The 17,842-nt window shown below is 63.5% G+C and carries 17 protein-coding genes and 1 tRNA gene; 12 read left to right on the forward strand and 6 right to left on the reverse strand.

Annotated elements, in window-relative coordinates:
• Positions 1–32 precede the first annotated feature (32 nt).
• A complete protein-coding gene (locus U1702_RS02690) occupies positions 33–155 on the reverse strand; it encodes a hypothetical protein (protein ID WP_332721818.1) in 123 nt (40 codons plus the stop codon).
• Positions 156–232: 77 nt separating this feature from the next.
• Here U1702_RS02690 and U1702_RS02695 point away from each other — a divergent pair, with 77 nt between their 5' ends.
• Positions 233–2,491, forward strand: coding sequence for an NADP-dependent malic enzyme (locus tag U1702_RS02695; protein ID WP_332721819.1), 2,259 nt, complete (start codon positions 233–235; stop codon positions 2,489–2,491).
• A 10-nt stretch (positions 2,492–2,501) separates the two neighbouring features.
• Here the strand turns inward: U1702_RS02695 and U1702_RS02700 are convergent, their stop codons facing one another.
• The 4 genes from U1702_RS02700 to U1702_RS02715 all read right to left on the reverse strand — a co-directional run bounded on the left by U1702_RS02700 (position 2,502) and on the right by U1702_RS02715 (position 5,874).
• A complete protein-coding gene (locus tag U1702_RS02700; protein ID WP_332721820.1) occupies positions 2,502–3,605 on the reverse strand; it encodes a lactonase family protein in 1,104 nt (367 codons plus the stop codon).
• Between the two features lie 44 nt (positions 3,606–3,649).
• Positions 3,650–4,438: an SDR family oxidoreductase gene (locus U1702_RS02705; RefSeq protein ID WP_332721821.1), complete on the reverse strand. Its 789-nt coding sequence runs from the start codon at positions 4,436–4,438 to the stop codon at positions 3,650–3,652.
• A gap of 11 nt (positions 4,439–4,449) precedes the next feature.
• Positions 4,450–5,595 (reverse strand): acyl-CoA dehydrogenase family protein, encoded by a 1,146-nt coding sequence (locus U1702_RS02710; RefSeq protein WP_332721822.1) that lies wholly within the window; start codon positions 5,593–5,595, stop codon positions 4,450–4,452.
• A 120-nt stretch (positions 5,596–5,715) separates the two neighbouring features.
• Positions 5,716–5,874, reverse strand: coding sequence for a hypothetical protein (locus tag U1702_RS02715; protein ID WP_332721823.1), 159 nt, complete (start codon positions 5,872–5,874; stop codon positions 5,716–5,718).
• Between the two features lie 189 nt (positions 5,875–6,063).
• Here U1702_RS02715 and U1702_RS02720 point away from each other — a divergent pair, with 189 nt between their 5' ends.
• The 8 genes from U1702_RS02720 to U1702_RS02755 all read left to right on the forward strand — a co-directional run bounded on the left by U1702_RS02720 (position 6,064) and on the right by U1702_RS02755 (position 15,187).
• On the forward strand, positions 6,064–7,446 hold the full coding sequence (locus U1702_RS02720; protein WP_332721825.1) for a helix-turn-helix domain-containing protein: 1,383 nt from the start codon (positions 6,064–6,066) through the stop codon (positions 7,444–7,446).
• Complete coding sequence (locus U1702_RS02725) at positions 7,443–7,838, forward strand: hypothetical protein (RefSeq protein WP_332721827.1); 396 nt, start codon at positions 7,443–7,445, stop codon at positions 7,836–7,838. Before U1702_RS02720 ends, U1702_RS02725 begins: the two co-directional genes overlap by 4 nt.
• Positions 7,839–7,989: 151 nt before the next feature.
• Positions 7,990–9,054, forward strand: coding sequence for an efflux RND transporter periplasmic adaptor subunit (locus U1702_RS02730; protein WP_332721828.1), 1,065 nt, complete (start codon positions 7,990–7,992; stop codon positions 9,052–9,054).
• Positions 9,054–12,155 (forward strand): efflux RND transporter permease subunit, encoded by a 3,102-nt coding sequence (locus U1702_RS02735; RefSeq protein ID WP_332721830.1) that lies wholly within the window; start codon positions 9,054–9,056, stop codon positions 12,153–12,155. The genes U1702_RS02730 and U1702_RS02735 overlap by 1 nt, the downstream gene beginning before the upstream one ends.
• Positions 12,156–12,179: 24 nt before the next feature.
• Complete coding sequence (locus tag U1702_RS02740) at positions 12,180–12,731, forward strand: TspO/MBR family protein (RefSeq protein ID WP_332721832.1); 552 nt, start codon at positions 12,180–12,182, stop codon at positions 12,729–12,731.
• Between the two features lie 16 nt (positions 12,732–12,747).
• Positions 12,748–13,068, forward strand: a complete 321-nt coding sequence (locus U1702_RS02745) for an accessory factor UbiK family protein (RefSeq protein ID WP_332721834.1) — start codon at positions 12,748–12,750, stop codon at positions 13,066–13,068.
• A gap of 110 nt (positions 13,069–13,178) precedes the next feature.
• The gene (locus U1702_RS02750; RefSeq protein ID WP_332724547.1) at positions 13,179–13,682 is read left to right on the forward strand and encodes a type III secretion system chaperone family protein; all 504 of its coding nucleotides are present in this window, start codon (positions 13,179–13,181) and stop codon (positions 13,680–13,682) included.
• A 701-nt stretch (positions 13,683–14,383) separates the two neighbouring features.
• Positions 14,384–15,187, forward strand: coding sequence for a pyrroline-5-carboxylate reductase family protein (locus tag U1702_RS02755; RefSeq protein WP_332721836.1), 804 nt, complete (start codon positions 14,384–14,386; stop codon positions 15,185–15,187).
• Between the two features lies 1 nt (position 15,188).
• On the opposite strand, the gene U1702_RS02760 is transcribed toward U1702_RS02755, so the two are convergent.
• A complete protein-coding gene (locus U1702_RS02760; protein WP_332721838.1) occupies positions 15,189–15,671 on the reverse strand; it encodes a MarR family winged helix-turn-helix transcriptional regulator in 483 nt (160 codons plus the stop codon).
• 163 nt (positions 15,672–15,834) lie between these two features.
• Between U1702_RS02760 and U1702_RS02765 the strand changes: the two genes are divergently transcribed.
• The 3 genes from U1702_RS02765 to U1702_RS02775 all read left to right on the forward strand — a co-directional run bounded on the left by U1702_RS02765 (position 15,835) and on the right by U1702_RS02775 (position 17,842).
• The gene (locus U1702_RS02765) at positions 15,835–16,923 is read left to right on the forward strand and encodes a branched-chain amino acid aminotransferase (RefSeq protein WP_332721839.1); all 1,089 of its coding nucleotides are present in this window, start codon (positions 15,835–15,837) and stop codon (positions 16,921–16,923) included.
• Positions 16,924–16,974: 51 nt separating this feature from the next.
• Positions 16,975–17,049 (forward strand) — tRNA-Gln (locus tag U1702_RS02770).
• Positions 17,050–17,185: 136 nt separating this feature from the next.
• Positions 17,186–17,842: a hypothetical protein gene (locus tag U1702_RS02775; protein WP_332721841.1), complete on the forward strand. Its 657-nt coding sequence runs from the start codon at positions 17,186–17,188 to the stop codon at positions 17,840–17,842.

Below are 17,842 nucleotides of genomic sequence, written 5' to 3' on the forward strand. Positions count from 1 at the left end.
GGGTGGGAGCGGCGTCGGCCATTCGGGGCGGGTTAGCTGAGCCGCTCGCCGGGGACAATGCCACCGCGATGCAGTCCGGCGATTCGGCTGTGGATGCCGTTTGTGCGGATTGCCGCACAGATATCGACCGCCCGGCGGCAGTCATACGGTGCCACCAATCAATACCCAGCGAACGTGTCGCGTTGCAATTGGGACGTTGGGGCCCCTAAAGGAACCTGACCGGGAGAGAAGAATGTCAGACGAACCCAATTTCCAGTTTTCCGAGCGTGAGGCGCTGCTGTTCCACTCGGAGGGTCGTCCCGGCAAGATCGAGATCATCGCGTCGAAGCCGCTGACGACGCAGCGCGATCTGGCGCTGGCCTATTCCCCGGGCGTCGCGGTGCCGGTGCAGGCGATCGCCGACGATCCCGCCACCGCCTATGATTACACCGCCAAGGGTAATCTAGTGGCAGTCATTTCCAACGGCACGGCCATTCTGGGCATGGGCAACCTTGGCGCACTGGCGTCGAAGCCGGTGATGGAGGGCAAGGCGGTGCTGTTCAAGCGCTTCGCCGATGTCGATTCGATCGATATCGAGCTGAAGACCGAGGACGTGAATCGCTTCATCGACGCGGTCGAACTGATGGAGCCGACCTTCGGCGGCATCAACCTTGAGGACATCAAGGCCCCCGAATGCTTCATCATCGAGCAGACGCTGCGCGAGCGGATGAACATCCCCGTCTTTCACGACGACCAGCATGGCACGGCGATCATCACCGCGGCCGGGCTGATCAATGCGTGCCTGCTGACCGGGCGGCGGTTGGACGAGGTCAAGGTGGTGGTGAACGGTGCCGGTGCGGCCGCCATCGCCTGTACCGAACTCATCAAGGCAATGGGCGTGCGACAGGACAATGTCCTGATGTGCGACCGCAAGGGTGTCATCACCCCCGACCGCGATGGCATCAACCAGTGGCAGTCGGCACATGCCGTCGCCACCGAGCGCAGCACGCTGACCGAGGCGCTGGTGGGTGCCGACGTGTTTCTGGGCCTGTCGGCGGCGGGCGCGCTGAAACCGGAGATGGTCAAAGACATGGCCCCTGCGCCAATCATCTTCGCAATGGCCAATCCGGAGCCGGAAATCCGCCCGGAATTGGCGAAGAGCGTGCGTCCCGACGCGATCGTCGCCACCGGGCGCTCAGATTATCCCAATCAGGTCAACAACGTGCTCGGCTTCCCGTTCATCTTTCGCGGGGCGCTCGACGTGCGCGCGACGGGGATTAACGAAGAGATGAAGATCGCCGCCGCGCAGGCCATCGCCGAGCTGGCGCGCGAGCAGGTGCCAGAGGAAGTCGCACTGGCTTATGGCCGCGCGCACAGCTTCGGTCCCGATTACATCATCCCGGCACCGTTCGACCCACGCCTGATGGAAGTCGTGTCAATGGCGGTGGCCAAGGCCGCAATGGATTCCGGCGTCGCGACCAAGCCGATCCTCGACATGGCGGGCTATCGCCACAAATTGCGCGGTCGCCTGAACCCGACCACGTCGGTACTGACGCTCGCTTATGAAGGCGCGCGCGCGCATCCCAAGCGCGTGATCTTTGCCGAGGGCGAGGAAGAAGTCGTGCTGCGCGCCGCAATCGCATTCCGCGACGGCGGGTACGGCACGCCGGTGCTGGTCGGGCGCGACGATGTGCCCGAACGGCTGCGCGCGTTGGGTGTGAGCGATCCGGAGGCGTTTGAGCTGCACAACAGCCGCAATTCGCCGTTGGTCCCGGCGATGGTCGATTTCCTTTACGGCCGCCTTCAGCGCCGTGGTTACCTACGCCGCGATTGCGAGCGGATGGTCAATCAGGATCGCAACATCTTCGGTTCGCTGCTGCTCCAGCTGGGAGAGGGCGATGCGATGATTACCGGCATCACTCGCACCTATGCCCAGAATATGCGCGAGATTCGGCGCGTCATTGATCCAGCTGCGGGCGGTACGCCGTTCGGCATCCACATCATGGTGGGGCAGAGCCACACGGTGTTCATCGCCGATACCACGGTGAACGAACGCCCGACCGCCGAGGAGCTGGCCGATTTCGCCGAGAAAACGTCACAGGTCGCGCGCCGCATGGGCCATGAACCGCGCGTCGCGTTTCTCAGCTACTCCACCTTCGGCAACCCGAAGGGCGAGTGGCTCGACAATATCCGCGGTGCCGTAAAGGTGCTGGATCAGCGCCAGGTCGGCTTTGAGTATGAAGGCGAGATGCCGCCGGACGTCGCGCTCAACCCGCGCCAGATGGCGAACTATCCGTTCGCACGCCTGTCCGGCCCGGCCAATGTGCTCATCATGCCGGGACTGCAATCGGCGCATATCTCCGCCAAGCTGCTCCGCGAACTGGGCGGTGACAGCGTGATCGGTCCGATGCTGATCGGGATGGAAAAACCGGTGCAGGTCGCGCCGATGACAAGCACGGCGAGTGAACTGGTTACGCTGGCGGTTCTGGCGGCGGGGGGGATTGCGCGGTAGGCGGGGGCGTTCACCTGGACAGGAACGCCACGCCCGGCACCGACGGCCCACGCTTTGCCGATCCAAGACGTCCGTCGGTACCCAACCGCAATATCGCAACATTCCCTGACCGTTCGTTGGCGACCAGCATCTCACCGCGATCCTCCAGCAACAGGAACAGGCGGGGCCAGTGCCCGCCGCAAGCGACATGCTGGATGAGCTGAAGCGCGCCGGTTCTACCGATCGCAAAGACCGCGATGCTGTCGTGCCCGCGATTGGAGACATAGAGCCGCGTGCCCGCGCGATTGATGGCGATGTGGGCAACATAGGACGATCCGTCGAAACCGGCGGGCAGGGTGGATAGCGATCCTTGCGCAGTGAATGTGCCGTCGCGATGTGCCGTCAGGATCGTCACCGTGTTGGTCAGTTCGGCAACGAGATAAGCGACGGGCAGGCGCGGGTGGTCCGCCAGATGGCGTGGGCCGGAACCCGCCTGCGCGCGATAGGCGATCGAGGTTGCGCCGACAGACCCGGTGCGCGGATCGATCGCATGCGCGAAGATCGCGTCAGCGCCCAGATCGACTGCGTATAGCACCCGTCCGTTTGCCGCGAAGCCCACCCAATGGGCGTGCGGGGCAGCCTGTCGCTTGGCATTTGGGCCGCTACCCCTATGCTCGATGCGTTGCGCTTCGCCCGTTGGAAGGCCGGTCTTTGGATCGAGCCGCCACAGCGCGACGCTGCCGCTGGAGTAGTTGGCGACTGCCAGCGTTCTGGCATCTGGGCTTAGCGCGGCGTGGCATGGGTCCGCGCCCAGCGTCGAGAATACCCCCAACTGTCGCATGTCGCGGCCATAAATGCCGAGCGCGCCCTTTTGCTGCTCGTCGAGCAGATAGCGGACGCCAGAAGCGCTCGCCTGAACGCCGAAGGACACGTTTTTGATCGCGGCGAGAGGGGCGCTCGCAGTCCAGTCCTTCGGTCCCGACACCAGCGGCACAAGCCCGGGACCTCTTCGTCCAGCATAGGTGCCGGCAATCAGCTTGTTCGTCTTCCGCGCAAGAGCAGCACCGGGAGCAGCGGTCAGGCAGATTGCGGTACCGATGACGGTGCGGCGGGCGATGTTGGGGCTGGCTGGCATGGTTCCTTCAAGCTTCGGTCGGCATTTGCGTCAATTCAATTCGATCACGCGTCGATGCTCGTGCCCAACGACGCGTTGACCAGCCCGCCGTCGACCACCAGCGTGTCGCCGACGACATAATCCGACGCGCGGCTGGCGAGGAAGATTGCAGCACCGGCCATATCTTCGTCATTGCCGATGCGGCGCATCGGGATGCGTTTTGCGACCTCATCGCCATGGTCGCGGGCGGCCTTGTTCATTTCGCTGGCAAAGGCACCGGGGGCGAGGCTGTTGACGATGATGCCGTCGGTGATGAGGCGCGCGGCCATGCGCTTGGTCAGGTAGATCAGTGCCGCCTTTGACGCGTGGTAGCTGTAGGTTTCCCACGGGTTGAGACGCAGGCCATCGATCGAGGTGATGTTGATGACTTTGGACGGTCGGTCGTGGCTGGCGTTGGTCTTGAGCAGGCCGTGCAGTGCCTGGGTCAGGAAAAAGGGCGATTTGACGTTGAGGTCCATGACCTTGTCCCAGCCGCTTTCCGGAAACTCCTCGAACGCCACGCCCCAGGCGGCACCGGCATTGTTGACGAGGATGTCGAGATGGTCCTCGCGGGCGGCGAGTTCGGCGGCGAGTGCTTTGCACCCGGCGACCGTGGCGACGTCCATCGGCAGCGGAATGCAGTTCGGGCCGAGTTCGGCGGCGGTTTCCTCGCACGCCGGGGCTTTCCGCGACGAAATATACACCTTTGCGCCCTGAGCGATGTAGCCGGCGGCAATCATCTTGCCGATGCCGCGGCTGCCACCGGTGATGAGTGCGACCTTGCCGCTCAGGCTGAAGAAGTTGCTGGTGTCCATGTCTCTCTCCCTTAGCCGCCGCGCTTCAGCGTTTCTCTGGCGATGATCAGCTGCTGAATCTGGCTGGTGCCTTCGTAGATGCGGAACAGGCGAACGTCGCGATACAGGCGTTCGATGCCGTAATCCTCGATATAGCCGGCGCCGCCAAAGATCTGGACGGCACGGTCGGCGACGCGGCCGACCATTTCGCTGGCGAACAGTTTGGCGGCGGCGGATTCGAGGACGACGTCTTTCCCAGCGTCTTTGGCCGTGGCGGTTTCGAGGACGAGCGCGCGGGCGGCGAGTGCCTCGGTTTTGCTGTCGGCGATCATGGCCTGGATCAGCTGGTGCTCGGCGATGGGTTTGCCGAACTGGTTGCGCTCGGTGGCATAGGCGACGCAATCGGCGATCAGGCGTTCGGCGACACCGACACACACCGCGCTGATGTGCAGGCGACCGCGATCCAGCACGCGCATCGCGATCTTGAACCCTTCGCCCTCCGCGCCCAGCCGGTTGGCGGCGGGAACGGGGACGTCGTCGAAGATCACATCGGCGACCTTCGCGCCGCGCTGCCCCATTTTCTTTTCCGGCTCGCCGATGGAAATACCGGGCAGGTCGCGGGGAACGAGGAAGGCGGAGACGCCGCGTGCGCCGGGGTCGTCGCCGGTGCGCGCCATGACGGTGAACAGCTGTGCCTTGTCGGCATTGGTGATATAGCGTTTGGTGCCGGAGAGGCGGTAGGTATCGCCATCCCTTACCGCCCGCGTCTTTACCGCCCCGCTGTCGCTGCCGACATCCGGTTCGGTGAGCGCGAAGCTGGTGACGATTTCACCGCTGGCGATGCGGGGCAACCATTCGGCCTTTTGCTCGGGCGTGCCGGCCATCACGAGGCCTTGGCTGCCGATGCCGACATTGGTGCCGAAGCTGGAGCGGAAGGCGGGGGTGGTGCGGCCCATTTCGATGGCAACACGGCATTCCTCCGACATGGTCAGACCAAGGCCGCCATGCTCCTCGGCGATCGACAGGCCGTAAAGGCCCATCGCCTTCATCTCGGCAGTCAGATCGTCGGGGATGGCATCGGTCGCCTCGACTTCGCTCTCCAGCGGACGCAGGCGTTCGGCGACGAAGCGGCGTACCGTGTCGATCAAGGCGTCGAAGGTTTCGGCGTCTAGGCTCATATGCGGCGATCCTGCTCCATACCCTTTATTCGAATCGTGGATAGCAGTGGGATAGCACGGACGCAAACGTCCGCCGGGGTTGCCCCCGGCGGATGTGGTTCCTCCCCAGGAAGTCGCTCGTCAGCCCAGACGGCCGAGGCGGTGATAGAGATTGGCGAACTGGACCGAGCGGGGATCGTCGGCGATTTTGCGGGTGTAGTCGGCGACGGCTTCCTTCAGCAGGGCGAAGTCGGCGGTCGAGAAAACCGGGCGGGCACGGGCGGGTTCTGGCGTCGTCATGGTCACTCACTCCTGTAAATTTCGATGAGTCTGTATGACTTCTGATTGTCGCTCTTGACACAATGAACGTGTTTCGAGCGAGGTCGCGCTGTGGTTGACAACTTCGCCGCCGCGGATATTTTGTAAATTATTAACACGCCGCCCGATCCTTTGTGCGGCGAGCATAACAAGAGCGGGGCTTGTAGGAAAATGGCGGAGCGCAAGCTGTTTGCAGGCCATGCGATACGGCGGTTGCGGCGCGGGCTGGGGCTGACGCAGGCGGCGATGGCGGAGATGCTGGCGATCTCCGCGAGCTATCTCAATCTGGTCGAGCGCAACCAGCGGCCTTTGTCCGCAACCCTATTGCTGGGATTGGCCGAGACGTTCGATTTCGACGCGCGGACATTGTCTGCGGGGGAGCCGGGTGGGGGCGAGGAGGCGATGCGGCGGCGGCTGGCCGACCCGCTGTTCGCCGATATCGAGATCGACCGCACCGAATTGCAGGAATGGATGGCGGGCGCGCCGGGCGGAGCGGAGGCGTTTGCGCGAATCTATGACCGGGGCGGACAAGGCGGCGCGGTGAGTGCTGGGGAGGGAGAGGACCCCGGCATGGCGGTACGGCGCGAAGTGGAGCGCTGGCGCAACCATTTCGCCGATCTGGATGCGGCGGCCGAGGCGCTGGCCGACGAACTGCGGATCGCTTTCAGCGACCTGTTCGGCGCGATGGCGGATCGGTTGCGGGTAAAGCACCAGCTGTCGATCCGCATCCTGCCAATCGAAGTGCTGGCGGGGCTGCGCATCCGGCTGGACCTGCATGCGCGGCAGTTGCAGTTGAGCGAGGCGCTCGATCCGCCGAGCCGGGTGTTCGCGCTGGCGCGACAATTGGGGGCGGAGGCGCGGACCGAGATCGATGCGCTGGTGCGCGGGGCGGGCTTTGCCGATCGCGTGGCGGAGCGGCTGTATCGACGGCATCTCGCGGGCTATTTCGCGGCGGCGGTGATGATGCCCTATGCGCGGTTCCTGCGGGCGTGCGAGGCGACCGGCTATGATCTGGAGTTGCTGCGCCGCCGGTTTGGAGCGAGCGCGGAGCAGGTGGCGCACCGCCTGACGACGTTACAGCGGGTGGGTGCGCGGGGCCTGCCATTCTTCATGCTGCGCGTTGACCGGGCCGGGCAGGTGTCGAAGCGGTTTGCCGGGGCGAGCGGGTCGCCCTTGGTGGAATCGGCGGTGCCGTGTCCGTTGCTGGATGCCTATGCGGCGTTCGCGCGGCCGGACGAGCGGATCGTGCAATTGGTGGAACTAGAGGACGGGTCGCGCTGGTTCACCTCATCCCGCTGTGTCGCACCGCCCGGGGGCTGGGCCGGCGCAGTGCGGGCGCGGTTCGTGGTGACATTGGGGCTGGCGGCGCAGGCGGCGACCGGGCTGGCGGCGGCGCGGGGCCTCGATTTCGGTGGCGAGGCGGTGCCGGTGGGGCTGGGATGCCGCGCCTGCACGCGCGAATGCCCGCAACGCAGCGCCGCGCCGATCGGGCGGGCGATGCTGGTCAACGAGCGCGAGGCGGGAGTGTCGCCGTTCGGATTTGCAGCGGATTGAGCCGCAATGGCGATCGTATCTGTTCATCCGCCATCGAGCGGCGTAGCCTGAATTATCGCCGTGACTTCACCAGCATCCGGCGGCTGAGAGACGATCGCGCTCCCGCTTTGCCGAGGAGCCAGTCGATCTCCCATGAACCCTTATCCACAGCCGAGCGGCAGGACACCGCCGAACGGCTGAACGAGGTTGAAACCTATGGCAAGCCACGGCGGGTCAGGGTCGATGACGGACATGTCTTTCTCGAAAGCTATAACGGCACCGTGGTGAGCATGACACCGGAAGTGGCGATCGAGCTGGGGCGACTAATCAGCGATGCGGGCGCGGAATCGCTGGTGAACAAGATCACCGACCCAGGCGGTGCGGTGGAGGTGGATGAGATGGCGGTTCGCTGATCCCGCCCTTCACAATGAACGAACCGGGTCGTGGAACTGGCATCGTAATGGGATGTTGTCGCTGCGATGCACAATCAGCTGACACACTTTTGCGACAAATAGGTGAGACAAGCTTGCCTTCCTCCCCCGGTGAACATAGCCCCCTGACCTTATGCGATTGATTCTGACCCTGTTTGCGTGTGCGGCGATCCTGTCGGCCTGTGGTGGCGGCGATGCTGCGCAGAAGAAGGGGCGCGAGGCGCCGCTGGTGACGTTGGCAGCGGTGCAATCCGCGCGTTTTGTCGAGCGGATCGACGCTGTCGGCACCGCGCGGGCGAACGAGCAGGTAACGATCACCGCACCGGTGACGGAACGCATTTTGCGGCTCAATTTCGACGACGGTGCCTATGTCACGCGTGGTCAGGTGATCGCAGTGCTCGCACAAGGGCAGGAAACGGCGCAGCTGGCTCAGGCCGCCGCGCGCGAGCGTGAAGCGCGGCAGCAATTGGGCCGGCTGGAAGCGTTGAAATCGCGCGGCTTTGCAACGCGCAGCGCAGTCGATGCGCAACAGGCGCTGGCCGGGACGGCGAGCGGACAGGCAGCCGAAGCGCGGGCGTCGATCGGCGACCGGGTGGTGCGCGCGCCGTTTGGCGGCTGGGTCTCGCTGCGCAACATTTCGGCGGGTGCCGTGGTAAGTGCGGGCACCGAGATCGCCACGGTCAGCGACATCAGCCGGATCAAACTCGACTTTGCCGTGCCGGAAACCTTGCTGGCGCAGTTGAAGCCGGGACAACCGATTGTCGCGGTGGCAGCGGCCTATCCCGATCAGCCGTTTCGCGGGACGATCGCCACGATCGATCCGGTACTGAACCCGCAGACGCGGGCAGCAACGGTACGGGCGGTGCTGGCCAATGGCGACCGCAAGCTGAAACCCGGCATGCTGCTGACGGTGGCGATCGAGGCACAGGCGCGCACTTCACCCGCCGTTCCCGAACTGGCGATCGTCGGTGAGGGTGAGAATATGTACGTATTCACCGTCGAAAACGGCAAGGCGAAGCGGCTGAAAGTCCGCACCGGATTCCGGCAGGACGGGATGGTTGAGATTCTCGATGGACTGCGGCCCGGGCAGCGGGTGGTGACCGAGGGCGTGGTCAAGATCGCCGAGGGCCAGCAGGTGCGGACTGGCGGCACCGGCAATGCGCGAGCCAAGGGTGCCGCGACCCCGAAGGCGAGCTGATGCAGCTTTCGGACATCTCGGTTAAGCGGCCGGTTTTTGCGGCGGTGATGGCGATCCTGCTGACGATCGTCGGTGTTGTCGGCTATCTGGGCCTGTCGGTGCGTGAATATCCCGATACCGATCCGCCGGTGGTGTCGGTCGGCACGACCTATACCGGTGCAGCCGCCAGCGTCGTCGAGGCTCGGATCACCCAGCCGATCGAAGAAGCGCTGTCAGGGATTGAGGGGATCGAGACGATCAGCTCGCGGTCGCGCGACGGATCATCGGATGTGTCGATCGAGTTTCGCCCGGGCCGCGACATCGATTCCGCCGCCAACGACGTGCGCGACCGGGTCGGCAGCGTGATCGAGGATTTGCCCGAAGAGGCGCTGGCCCCCGAAGTGCGCAAGGTCGATGCGGATTCGCAGCCGATCCTGTTTCTGGTGGTGTCGCGCCCCGGCTGGACCCGGTTGCAGCTGTCCGATTATGTCGATCGCAACCTCCTCGATCGTTTCAGCACCATCGATGGCGTGGCACGCGTGTTCGTCGGTGGCGAAGCGCGTCCGTCGATGCGGGTTTGGCTGGACGCGACCAAGTTGGCGGCGTTCAGCCTGACGCCGGCTGACGTCGAGACCGCGCTGCGCACCCAGAATGTCGAGCTGCCCGCCGGCCGCATCGAATCGCAGCAGCAGAATGTCACGCTCCGCGTCAATCGCCCGTTTGGAACGGCGGACAGTTTCACACGGTTGATCGTCGGCCGCGGTGCGGACGGCTATCTGGTCCGGCTGGGCGATGTTGCGCGGGTCGAGGAGGAAGCGGAGAATCCCTATTCGACCTTCAAGATGAATGGCGACTCCTCGGTTGGCCTCGGGATCGTGCGGCAGTCGGGCGCCAACACGCTGGAAGTCGCGGATTCGGCGAAGGCGGTCGCGGCGCAGCTCAGCGGGGACTTGCCCGAGGGGATGACGATTACGGTGGGATCGGACGATTCGCTGTTCATCGGGCGCGCGATCGAGGGCGTGTGGCATACGCTGGCGGAAGCGGCGATCCTCGTCGTCATCGTCATCTTTCTGTTTCTGGGATCGTGGCGTGCGACACTGATCCCCGCGATCACCGTGCCGATCTGCTTGCTCGGCGCGTTCGCGGTGCTGTGGGCGTTTGGATTCTCGATTAACCTGTTGACCCTGCTGGCGCTGGTGCTGGCGATCGGGCTGGTGGTCGATGATGCGATCGTGGTGCTGGAAAATGTCTATCACCGGATCGAGGAGGGCGAGCCGCCGCTCGTCGCCGCATTCAACGGCACGCGGCAGGTGGGCTTTGCAGTGATCTCCACCACGCTGGTGGTGTGCGCGGTGTTCGTGCCGATCTGTTTCCTGTCCGGCCAGACCGGGCTGTTGTTCCGCGAACTGGCCGTTGCGATGATCGGTGCGGTGGCGTTCTCAGGCTTCCTCGCGCTCAGCCTGACGCCGATGCTGTGCTCGAAGATGCTGAAGAAGGAGAAGCGCGGGCGCTTTACCAGCTGGACTGAGGACAAGTTTCAGCGGCTGGAGGGGTTTTACGGTCGTAATCTGGATCGTGCGATCAACAAGCCGTTGATCCCGATGATCGCGGTGATGCTGTTCCTGTTCGCGGCGAGCGCCGGGTTCATGACGCTACAATCGGAGCTGGTCCCGGCGGAGGATCAGGGCGTTGCGCAGGTGTCGATCTCCGCGCCCGAGGGTACCGGCTTTGCGCAGATGGACAAATATATGTCCCAGACGCAGGAAAAGATGCTGCCGCTGATCGATCAGGGTGCGGTACGCACGATCATCACCCGCGTGCCCGGCGGGTTCGGGACGAGCGACGATTTCAACAGCGGCCTGTTCATCGTGTTCCTGAAGCCGTGGGAAGAGCGCGAACAGACCACGCAGGACGTGGCGCAGCAGATCAACCGCATCCTTTCCAACGAACCCGCCATTCGCGGCAATGCGCAGGTGCGTTCGGCGCTGTCGCGCGGGCGCGGGCAGCCAATCGGGTTCGTGCTGGCAGGATCGACTTATGAGGGGCTGGTCGCGGCGCGGAACCGGATCCTGGCGGCGGCGGCGCAGAATCCGGGGATCATCAACCTCGATTCGGATTACAAGGAAACGAAGCCGCAACTGAGCATCGAGGTCGATACGACGCGTGCCGGCGACCTGGGCGTATCGGTCAACGACGTTAGTCAGGCGTTGCAGACGCTGCTGGGATCGCGGCGCGTGTCGACCTATGTCGACCGCGGCGAGGAATATCGCGTGATCGTGCAAGCGGAAGCGGCGGGACGGTCGACCATATCCAATCTGGCCAGCATCTATGTGCGGTCGCGCGATGGGGGTCAGGTGCCGCTGTCCAATCTGGTGACGACGCGCGAGGTTTCCGGGCCGCGCGATCTGGGCCGGTTCAACAAATTGCGTGCGATCACCCTGCAAGGCGGGCTGGCCCCCGGCTATTCACTGGGCGAGGCGCTTACGTTCCTGCAGGAACAAGCTGCGGAGTCGCCGGAAGTGGTTGCGGTGGGCTATCGCGGTGAGAGTCAGGCGTTCGTCGAGACCGGCGGGTCGATCATGCTGGTGTTCGGGCTGACCATATTGATCGTCTATCTGGTGCTGGCTGCGCAGTTCGAGAGCTTCGTCCATCCCGGCGTCATCATCATGACCGTGCCGCTGGCGGTAGCGGGCGGGATGCTGGGGCTGTTCTTCTTTGGCAAGACGCTGAACCTGTACAGTCAAGTCGGCATCGTCATGCTGGTCGGGCTGGCGGCGAAGAACGGAATCCTGATCGTCGAGTTCGCCAATCAGCTGCGCGACGAGGGCAAATCAATTGCGGAGGCGATCCGGATGGCATCCGCTCGTCGTCTGCGCGCGATCCTGATGACGTCGATCGCCACCGCCGCCGGTGCGGTGCCGCTGATGATCGCCAGCGGCGCGGGCGCGGCGGCGCGGCAGGCGATCGGCGTGGTGATCGTGTTCGGCGTGCTGCTGGCGACGCTCATCACGCTGTTCCTGATCCCGATTTTGTACAGCAGGCTTGCGAAATGGACGGGTTCGCCGCAAGCAGTGGCCCGCGAGCTTGACGCGGCGATGGGGGCGCCGCAGCCCGCCGAGTAATCCCCCCGCGAATAAGGGTATTCGATGGAAATCGCGTCCAAGGGTCAGTTGCGGCTTGCGTTCCTGCGCTGGGCAGTGGTGACGGTGCCGTTCATCCTGCTGCTGGGCTTTACCTCCGCGCGGATCGCGCCGACCGGCAACGAGAATCTGTGGTATCAGATGCTGGCCAAACCCGCCGAGACCCCGCCCGACTGGGCGTTTCCGGTGGCATGGACGACCATCTATATTCTGTTGGGCCTCGCGCTGGCGATGATCATTAACGCGCGCGGATCGACGTTGCGGGGGCCGGCGCTGGTGTTGTTCACGGTGCAGATGGCGGCCAATCTGGTATGGTCGCCGCTGTTCTTTGGCGCGCATCAGGTGTTCTGGTCGCTGGTGTTGATCGGGGTGATGTTCGTGCTTGCCTTTGCCACCACGCTGGTATTCGGGCGCATCCGCAAAGGTGCGGCGTGGCTGATGGTGCCGTATCTGGCGTGGCTGTGCTTTGCCGGGGTGCTCAATTACAAGATCGACCAATTGAACCCCAATGCCGAAACCCTTGTGCCCGCGCAGCAGGCACCCCAGATGACTATCTGAAAAACCCGAGGGTAATATGCAGAGCGACAACCGCATTTTCGACGATTTCGTGAAGTTCTTCAACGGTGCGGCCGGAACCGTCACGGGCATGGCGCGTGAAGGCGAGGCGGCGGCGCGCGAGCGGTTCAAGGGCTTTGTCGGAGGCATGGACTTTGTCGCGCGCGACGAGTTCGAGGCGGTGAAGGCGATGGCGGCGGCGGCGCGCGACGAGAATGATGCGTTGCGCGCGCGCGTCGAGGCGCTGGAAGCGAAGCTGGGCGGTGCGCCGGTGGCGGCATCGGCGACGACTATCAAAAAGCCGAAGGCCAAGAAGGGCGACGCCGATCCAGCGCTCTAACCCACGCTTTTCCACATCTATTTCTGATTTGTTCACCATGATCGCTTGTGCGGGCGAGCATGGCGCGGCACCTGTATCCGCAGGCAAGGGCCGGGCAGAGGGACGACCGGATGCTCGATGAGAGCGAATATGAGCGCGACGATGCCGCGCCGATCGACATGCTGGAAAGCTATTACGCCGCGCATGGCTGGAGCCACGAGCGCGAGGACGACGAGATCGTCGCCAAGGTCAAAGGCAGCTGGACCGAATATGAGCTGCGCGCGATCTGGCGCGAGGATGACGGCGTGCTGCAGTTCCTGGCATTTCCCGACGTGCGCGTGGCCGACGAGCGGCGCGGCGACATTTACGAGGCGATCGGGCTGGTCAACGAACAGCTGTGGATCGGCCATTTCGAGCTATGGTCGTCGAGCGGCATCCTGTTGTTCCGCCATGCCGCAATGGTCGCGGGCGATGAGGGCGGCGCGATGACACTGACCCAGGCCGAACTGCTGGTGGAAAGTGCGATCGACGAGTGCGAGCGATTTTACCCGGTGTTCCAGTTCGTGCTGTGGGGCGGGAAATCGCCGAAGGAAGCGCTGGCGGCGGCGTTGATCGAGACGCAGGGGGAGGCGTAGGGCTTGCGCGCCCGCTTGTGGTGGATAGCGAACATAAAGCGTCGGACTATCTAAAGAAGTCAATGACCTCGCCGCCTACCCATAGCTGCTTGGAAGGCCCATCTGAGGTGAAGCGAACGGTTACGGGTCCGCCTGCACTTTGATCAGTCGGTACAAGCAATAAGCGACCTCGGTGCACATAGGCCTTCACGAAATCTAACCTATATTGTCCGGTGTAACGACCGCCCTCCATGAAGATCAAGCGGTGACCGCCGTGGGTTGCGCAACGCGAGCAAGCTGGCTTTAGCCGGTATCGATTCGAGTATATCCGGAAAGATCGGCCGGATGCTTGCACCTGACCGACATATTTGACGGACAGCCGATCGCGCTGGCAATCAATTGAGCCGGAAAAGCCGCCTACTCGTAAGGCGGCGGCAAGGCCATTCAGGCATTTTGCGGGGGCAGTTGAGTGTGCGGCACCCGCGAGAGCCAGTGTTCCAAATAGCGCCAAAACGGATGACCAGATTTTCATAACGGGAATCTACATCTACTTGCAGAACGTCAGCAAGTAGGTCGTTAGCGGGCGCTTGAACCTTCTCGTCGCCCCGGCCTTGTGCCGGGGCCCACCGCGACGCGAGGGATGGGGCAGGTTGCTAGACGGCATCGCTTGACGCTCGGTGGGCCCCGGCACAAGGCCGGGGTGACGATGGTGGGGACTGGCGATGACCGAACTGAAGACTCTCTGGCTGATCGGGTGCGGTAATATGGCAGGCGCCATGTTGCGACGGTGGGTATCGGCGGGTGCGCTCAATGCCAGCGACGTATTTGTGCTCAATCGCCGGGAGCAGGACCTGCCGGAGGGCGTGCGGCAGGGTCGGGTGTTGCCGGAGGGTGCGTTGCCCGATGCGGTGATGTTGGGGGTGAAACCGCAGCAGATCGATGACGTGGCGGGGCAAGTGGCCGCGCGGATCGCTGGCGTGCCGGTGCTGGTCTCGATCCTTGCCGGAGTCGAGGAGGCGGCGCTGGCGGCGCGGTTCAATGTGGGGTCGGTCGTGAGGGCGATGCCGAACCTGCCGGTCGAGATCGGCAAGGGTGTGGTGGTGCTTACCTCGGACAATGCGGGTGCGGAGGCGCGGGCGGGGGCCGAGGCGCTGATGGCGCCGCTGGGGCTGATCGAGTGGGTCGATGCGGTGCGTTACAATGCGGTTGGGACATTGAGCGGATGCGGTCCGGCCTATGCCTATCGCTTTATCGATGCGCTGGCGGCGGCGGGGGTGGCGCTGGGCGTTCCGGCGGATCAGGCGCTGCGGCTGGCGCTGGCGACGCTCGAGGGCGGGGCGCTGCTGGCGGCGGGGTCCACCGATACACCGGGTGCGCTGGCCGACAAGGTGGCAAGTCCGGGCGGATCGACGCGGGCGGGGCTGAATTTGCTGGATGCTGACGGGGCGCTCAACCGGCTGGTGGCCGCGACACTCGCCGCGTCGGTGCGGCGGGATGCGGAAATGGCCGCCGCCGCGCGGGGCTAAATTACTTGCCGAGGTCGGACACGCGCTTGCGTTCGGCCTCGGGGATCAGTCCCTCCAGCACTGCCCAGAAACCGCCGACCGCACCCTGGCCTGCGCTGGAATAGGCGGCGGCGAGTTTATCGCGCAGGGCCTCGAACAATTCGGTTTCGAGGACGGTTCCGGTGTCCGTGAGCCGGAGCAGGCGCTGGCGGCGATCTTCCTTGCCGGGGCGGGTTTCGATCAATTTGCGATCGGCCAGATCGGCCAGTACGCGCCCAAGCGACTGTTTGGTGATGGCGAGCAATGCGATCAGGTCGCCGACGGTGATGTCGGGCTGGCGCGCGATGAAATACAGCGCGCGGTGGTGGGCGCGGCCCAGCCCTTGTGCCGATAGTCCCTCATCGATCGAGCGCGTGAGGTGGCTGTAGCCGAAATAGAGCAATTCGACCCCGCGCCGGATTTCGGCTTCGCGCAGGAATAAGGGGGACGCAGTTGGGACAGCCATGTTGACCTGTTTTGCCATCCGCTTTAGGCGTGCGCAACCGGCATCTTTTTGATGCCTGACGGCATGCGGCACCGGCCCGCTCCCCCACCCGGCCACCCATAGGGTCGCTTTGCTGGGGTGGCCGGGTGGGGGCGCGGGCCGGTGCCGCAGACAGGAGATCCACGTGACCAGTGCGACGTTCGAGTTCGAGGCGAATACCAGCCCGGTCGAGGCGAACGAGCGCATTCGCCAGCTGGATAATCCCGGTTTCGGCAAGTTTCACACCGATCATATGGCGATGATCCGCTGGTCGGACGACAAGGGCTGGCACGACGCGAAGGTGATGCCGCGCGGGCCCTTGATGCTCGATCCGGCGACGTCGGTGCTGCATTATGCGCAGGAGATTTTCGAGGGCCTGAAGGCGTATCGCGTGGCGGATGGCGGCACCGCACTGTTCCGTCCGCTCGAAAATGCTCGGCGCTTTCGTGAATCGGCACAGCGGATGGCGATGCCGGAATTGCCGGACGAACTGTTCCTCAGCTCGATCGAGGCGCTGGTGAAGGCCGATGCCGACTGGATCCCGACCGTCGAGGGCGGGTCGCTCTACCTGCGCCCGTTCATGTTCGCCAGCGAAGTGTTTTTGGGCGTAAAGCCGGCTTCGGAATATCTGTATCTGGTGATCGCATCGCCGGCCGGGGCCTATTTCAAGGGCGGCGCGCCCGCCGTGACGATCTGGGTCTCCGACCAATATACGCGGGCAGCACCGGGCGGCACGGGTGCGGCGAAGTGCGGCGGCAATTATGCGTCGAGCCTGGTCGCGCAGGCAGAGGCGATCAAGCAGGGGTGCGATCAGGTCGTATTTCTGGACGCGGTCGAGCGTCGCTGGGTCGAGGAACTGGGGGGCATGAACCTGTTCTTCGTGTTCGACGACGGCAGCATTGCGACGCCCCCACTGGGGGGCACGATCCTGCCCGGCATCACCCGCGATTCGATCATGATGCTGGCGCGCGAGCAGGGAATCGCGGTGCGCGAGGCGCCCTATGCGATTGACCAGTGGGAAGCCGATGCGAACAGCGGAAAGCTGGTCGAGACGTTTGCGTGCGGCACGGCGGCGGTGGTGACGTCGGTTGGCACGGTGAAGAGCCGTGACGGCGAATTCACGATCGGCGGCGGCGGGCCGGGGCAGGTGACCGGCGCGTTGCGGGCGAAGCTGACCGCGATCCAGCGCGGCGAAGCGCCTGATCCGCACGGCTGGGTGCATCGCTTCGGCTAAGGGTCTTTTCTTACGTGGTTCAGCGCTCTAAGGGCGTCGGACCGACCGTACTGGGGCGTAGCCAAGCGGTAAGGCAACGGCTTTTGATGCCGTGTACCGAAGGTTCGAATCCTTCCGCCCCAGCCAGTCGTGAAAATCGCTGTAGATGGTAACGCGATTTGCTATTTAATGCTTTTGGAGGCCGTTTTTGATCGGCGACCTCGACACCTCTATTCAGTTCGTCTTTGTGAATTGATCATGCGTTACGAACTCGGGGGGCAGGATGAAAGCAATATGGGGAGCGGCGGGGACAGTAGCCGTGGCGGTAATTGCTGCAGTAGTTTCTCCGATCGTCGTTAAACAGTACGATGAATGGCAACGCTCAACCGCAAGCACTCTTTCAATTCATAGGGATTATCCGCTTCCTGTTACATCTGATGTTCGCCGCACGATTAACGAATCCAAGTCAATATCGCTAATTCACAACATTATAATCCGAAATTCTGGCAGTGGCGACTTGGATGATTTAGAACTGGAAATTGTGGGTGCGGAAGGCGTTCCGATTTTGGATGCTGGAGATATTGTTTCTTTAGATGAATCTGCACCTCCAACTATGAAAATTGTTGGCGGACGGCTTAATCTCAAGTTTGATATGCTACGAAAGAGCCATACAGCCGCCTTGTGGGTGAAATCCACGTCCACGAAGCATCCGGCTGTTTTGCCCGCTAAGTCAGGCATCGATACTCGTTACACCGATGTGGCCGAGAGTGAATTTCACGATGACCTGTTACTTATGATGATTGGTATGGTTATTGCGGGCATTATATTAGGAATTTTTATTGGCGATGCCATAAACTCACATGTGTTGAAGCGGATTGGATTTGACCCGAAAGAAATCATGGCCCTTTACCTCGACAGTAAGCAACGATCGAAGAAGTAA

The organism is Sphingomonas sp. LT1P40 (assembly GCF_036663835.1).
In the GTDB taxonomy this organism is placed as follows: domain Bacteria; phylum Pseudomonadota; class Alphaproteobacteria; order Sphingomonadales; family Sphingomonadaceae; genus Sphingomonas.

Bases quoted from the DNA above. Each gene is read 5' to 3' on its own strand.
- U1702_RS02695 (WP_332721819.1), top strand. From the start codon at position 233: ATGTCAGACGAACCCAATTTCCAGTTTTCCGAGCGTGAGGCGCTGCTG.
- U1702_RS02700 (WP_332721820.1), bottom strand. From the start codon at position 3,605: ATGCCAGCCAGCCCCAACATCGCCCGCCGCACCGTCATCGGTACCGCA.
- U1702_RS02705 (WP_332721821.1), bottom strand. From the start codon at position 4,438: ATGGACACCAGCAACTTCTTCAGCCTGAGCGGCAAGGTCGCACTCATC.
- U1702_RS02710 (WP_332721822.1), bottom strand. From the start codon at position 5,595: ATGAGCCTAGACGCCGAAACCTTCGACGCCTTGATCGACACGGTACGC.
- U1702_RS02715 (WP_332721823.1), bottom strand. From the start codon at position 5,874: ATGACGACGCCAGAACCCGCCCGTGCCCGCCCGGTTTTCTCGACCGCC.
- U1702_RS02720 (WP_332721825.1), top strand. From the start codon at position 6,064: ATGGCGGAGCGCAAGCTGTTTGCAGGCCATGCGATACGGCGGTTGCGG.
- U1702_RS02730 (WP_332721828.1), top strand. From the start codon at position 7,990: ATGCGATTGATTCTGACCCTGTTTGCGTGTGCGGCGATCCTGTCGGCC.
- U1702_RS02735 (WP_332721830.1), top strand. From the start codon at position 9,054: ATGCAGCTTTCGGACATCTCGGTTAAGCGGCCGGTTTTTGCGGCGGTG.
- U1702_RS02740 (WP_332721832.1), top strand. From the start codon at position 12,180: ATGGAAATCGCGTCCAAGGGTCAGTTGCGGCTTGCGTTCCTGCGCTGG.
- U1702_RS02745 (WP_332721834.1), top strand. From the start codon at position 12,748: ATGCAGAGCGACAACCGCATTTTCGACGATTTCGTGAAGTTCTTCAAC.
- U1702_RS02750 (WP_332724547.1), top strand. From the start codon at position 13,179: ATGCTCGATGAGAGCGAATATGAGCGCGACGATGCCGCGCCGATCGAC.
- U1702_RS02755 (WP_332721836.1), top strand. From the start codon at position 14,384: ATGACCGAACTGAAGACTCTCTGGCTGATCGGGTGCGGTAATATGGCA.
- U1702_RS02760 (WP_332721838.1), bottom strand. From the start codon at position 15,671: ATGGCTGTCCCAACTGCGTCCCCCTTATTCCTGCGCGAAGCCGAAATC.
- U1702_RS02775 (WP_332721841.1), top strand. From the start codon at position 17,186: ATGAAAGCAATATGGGGAGCGGCGGGGACAGTAGCCGTGGCGGTAATT.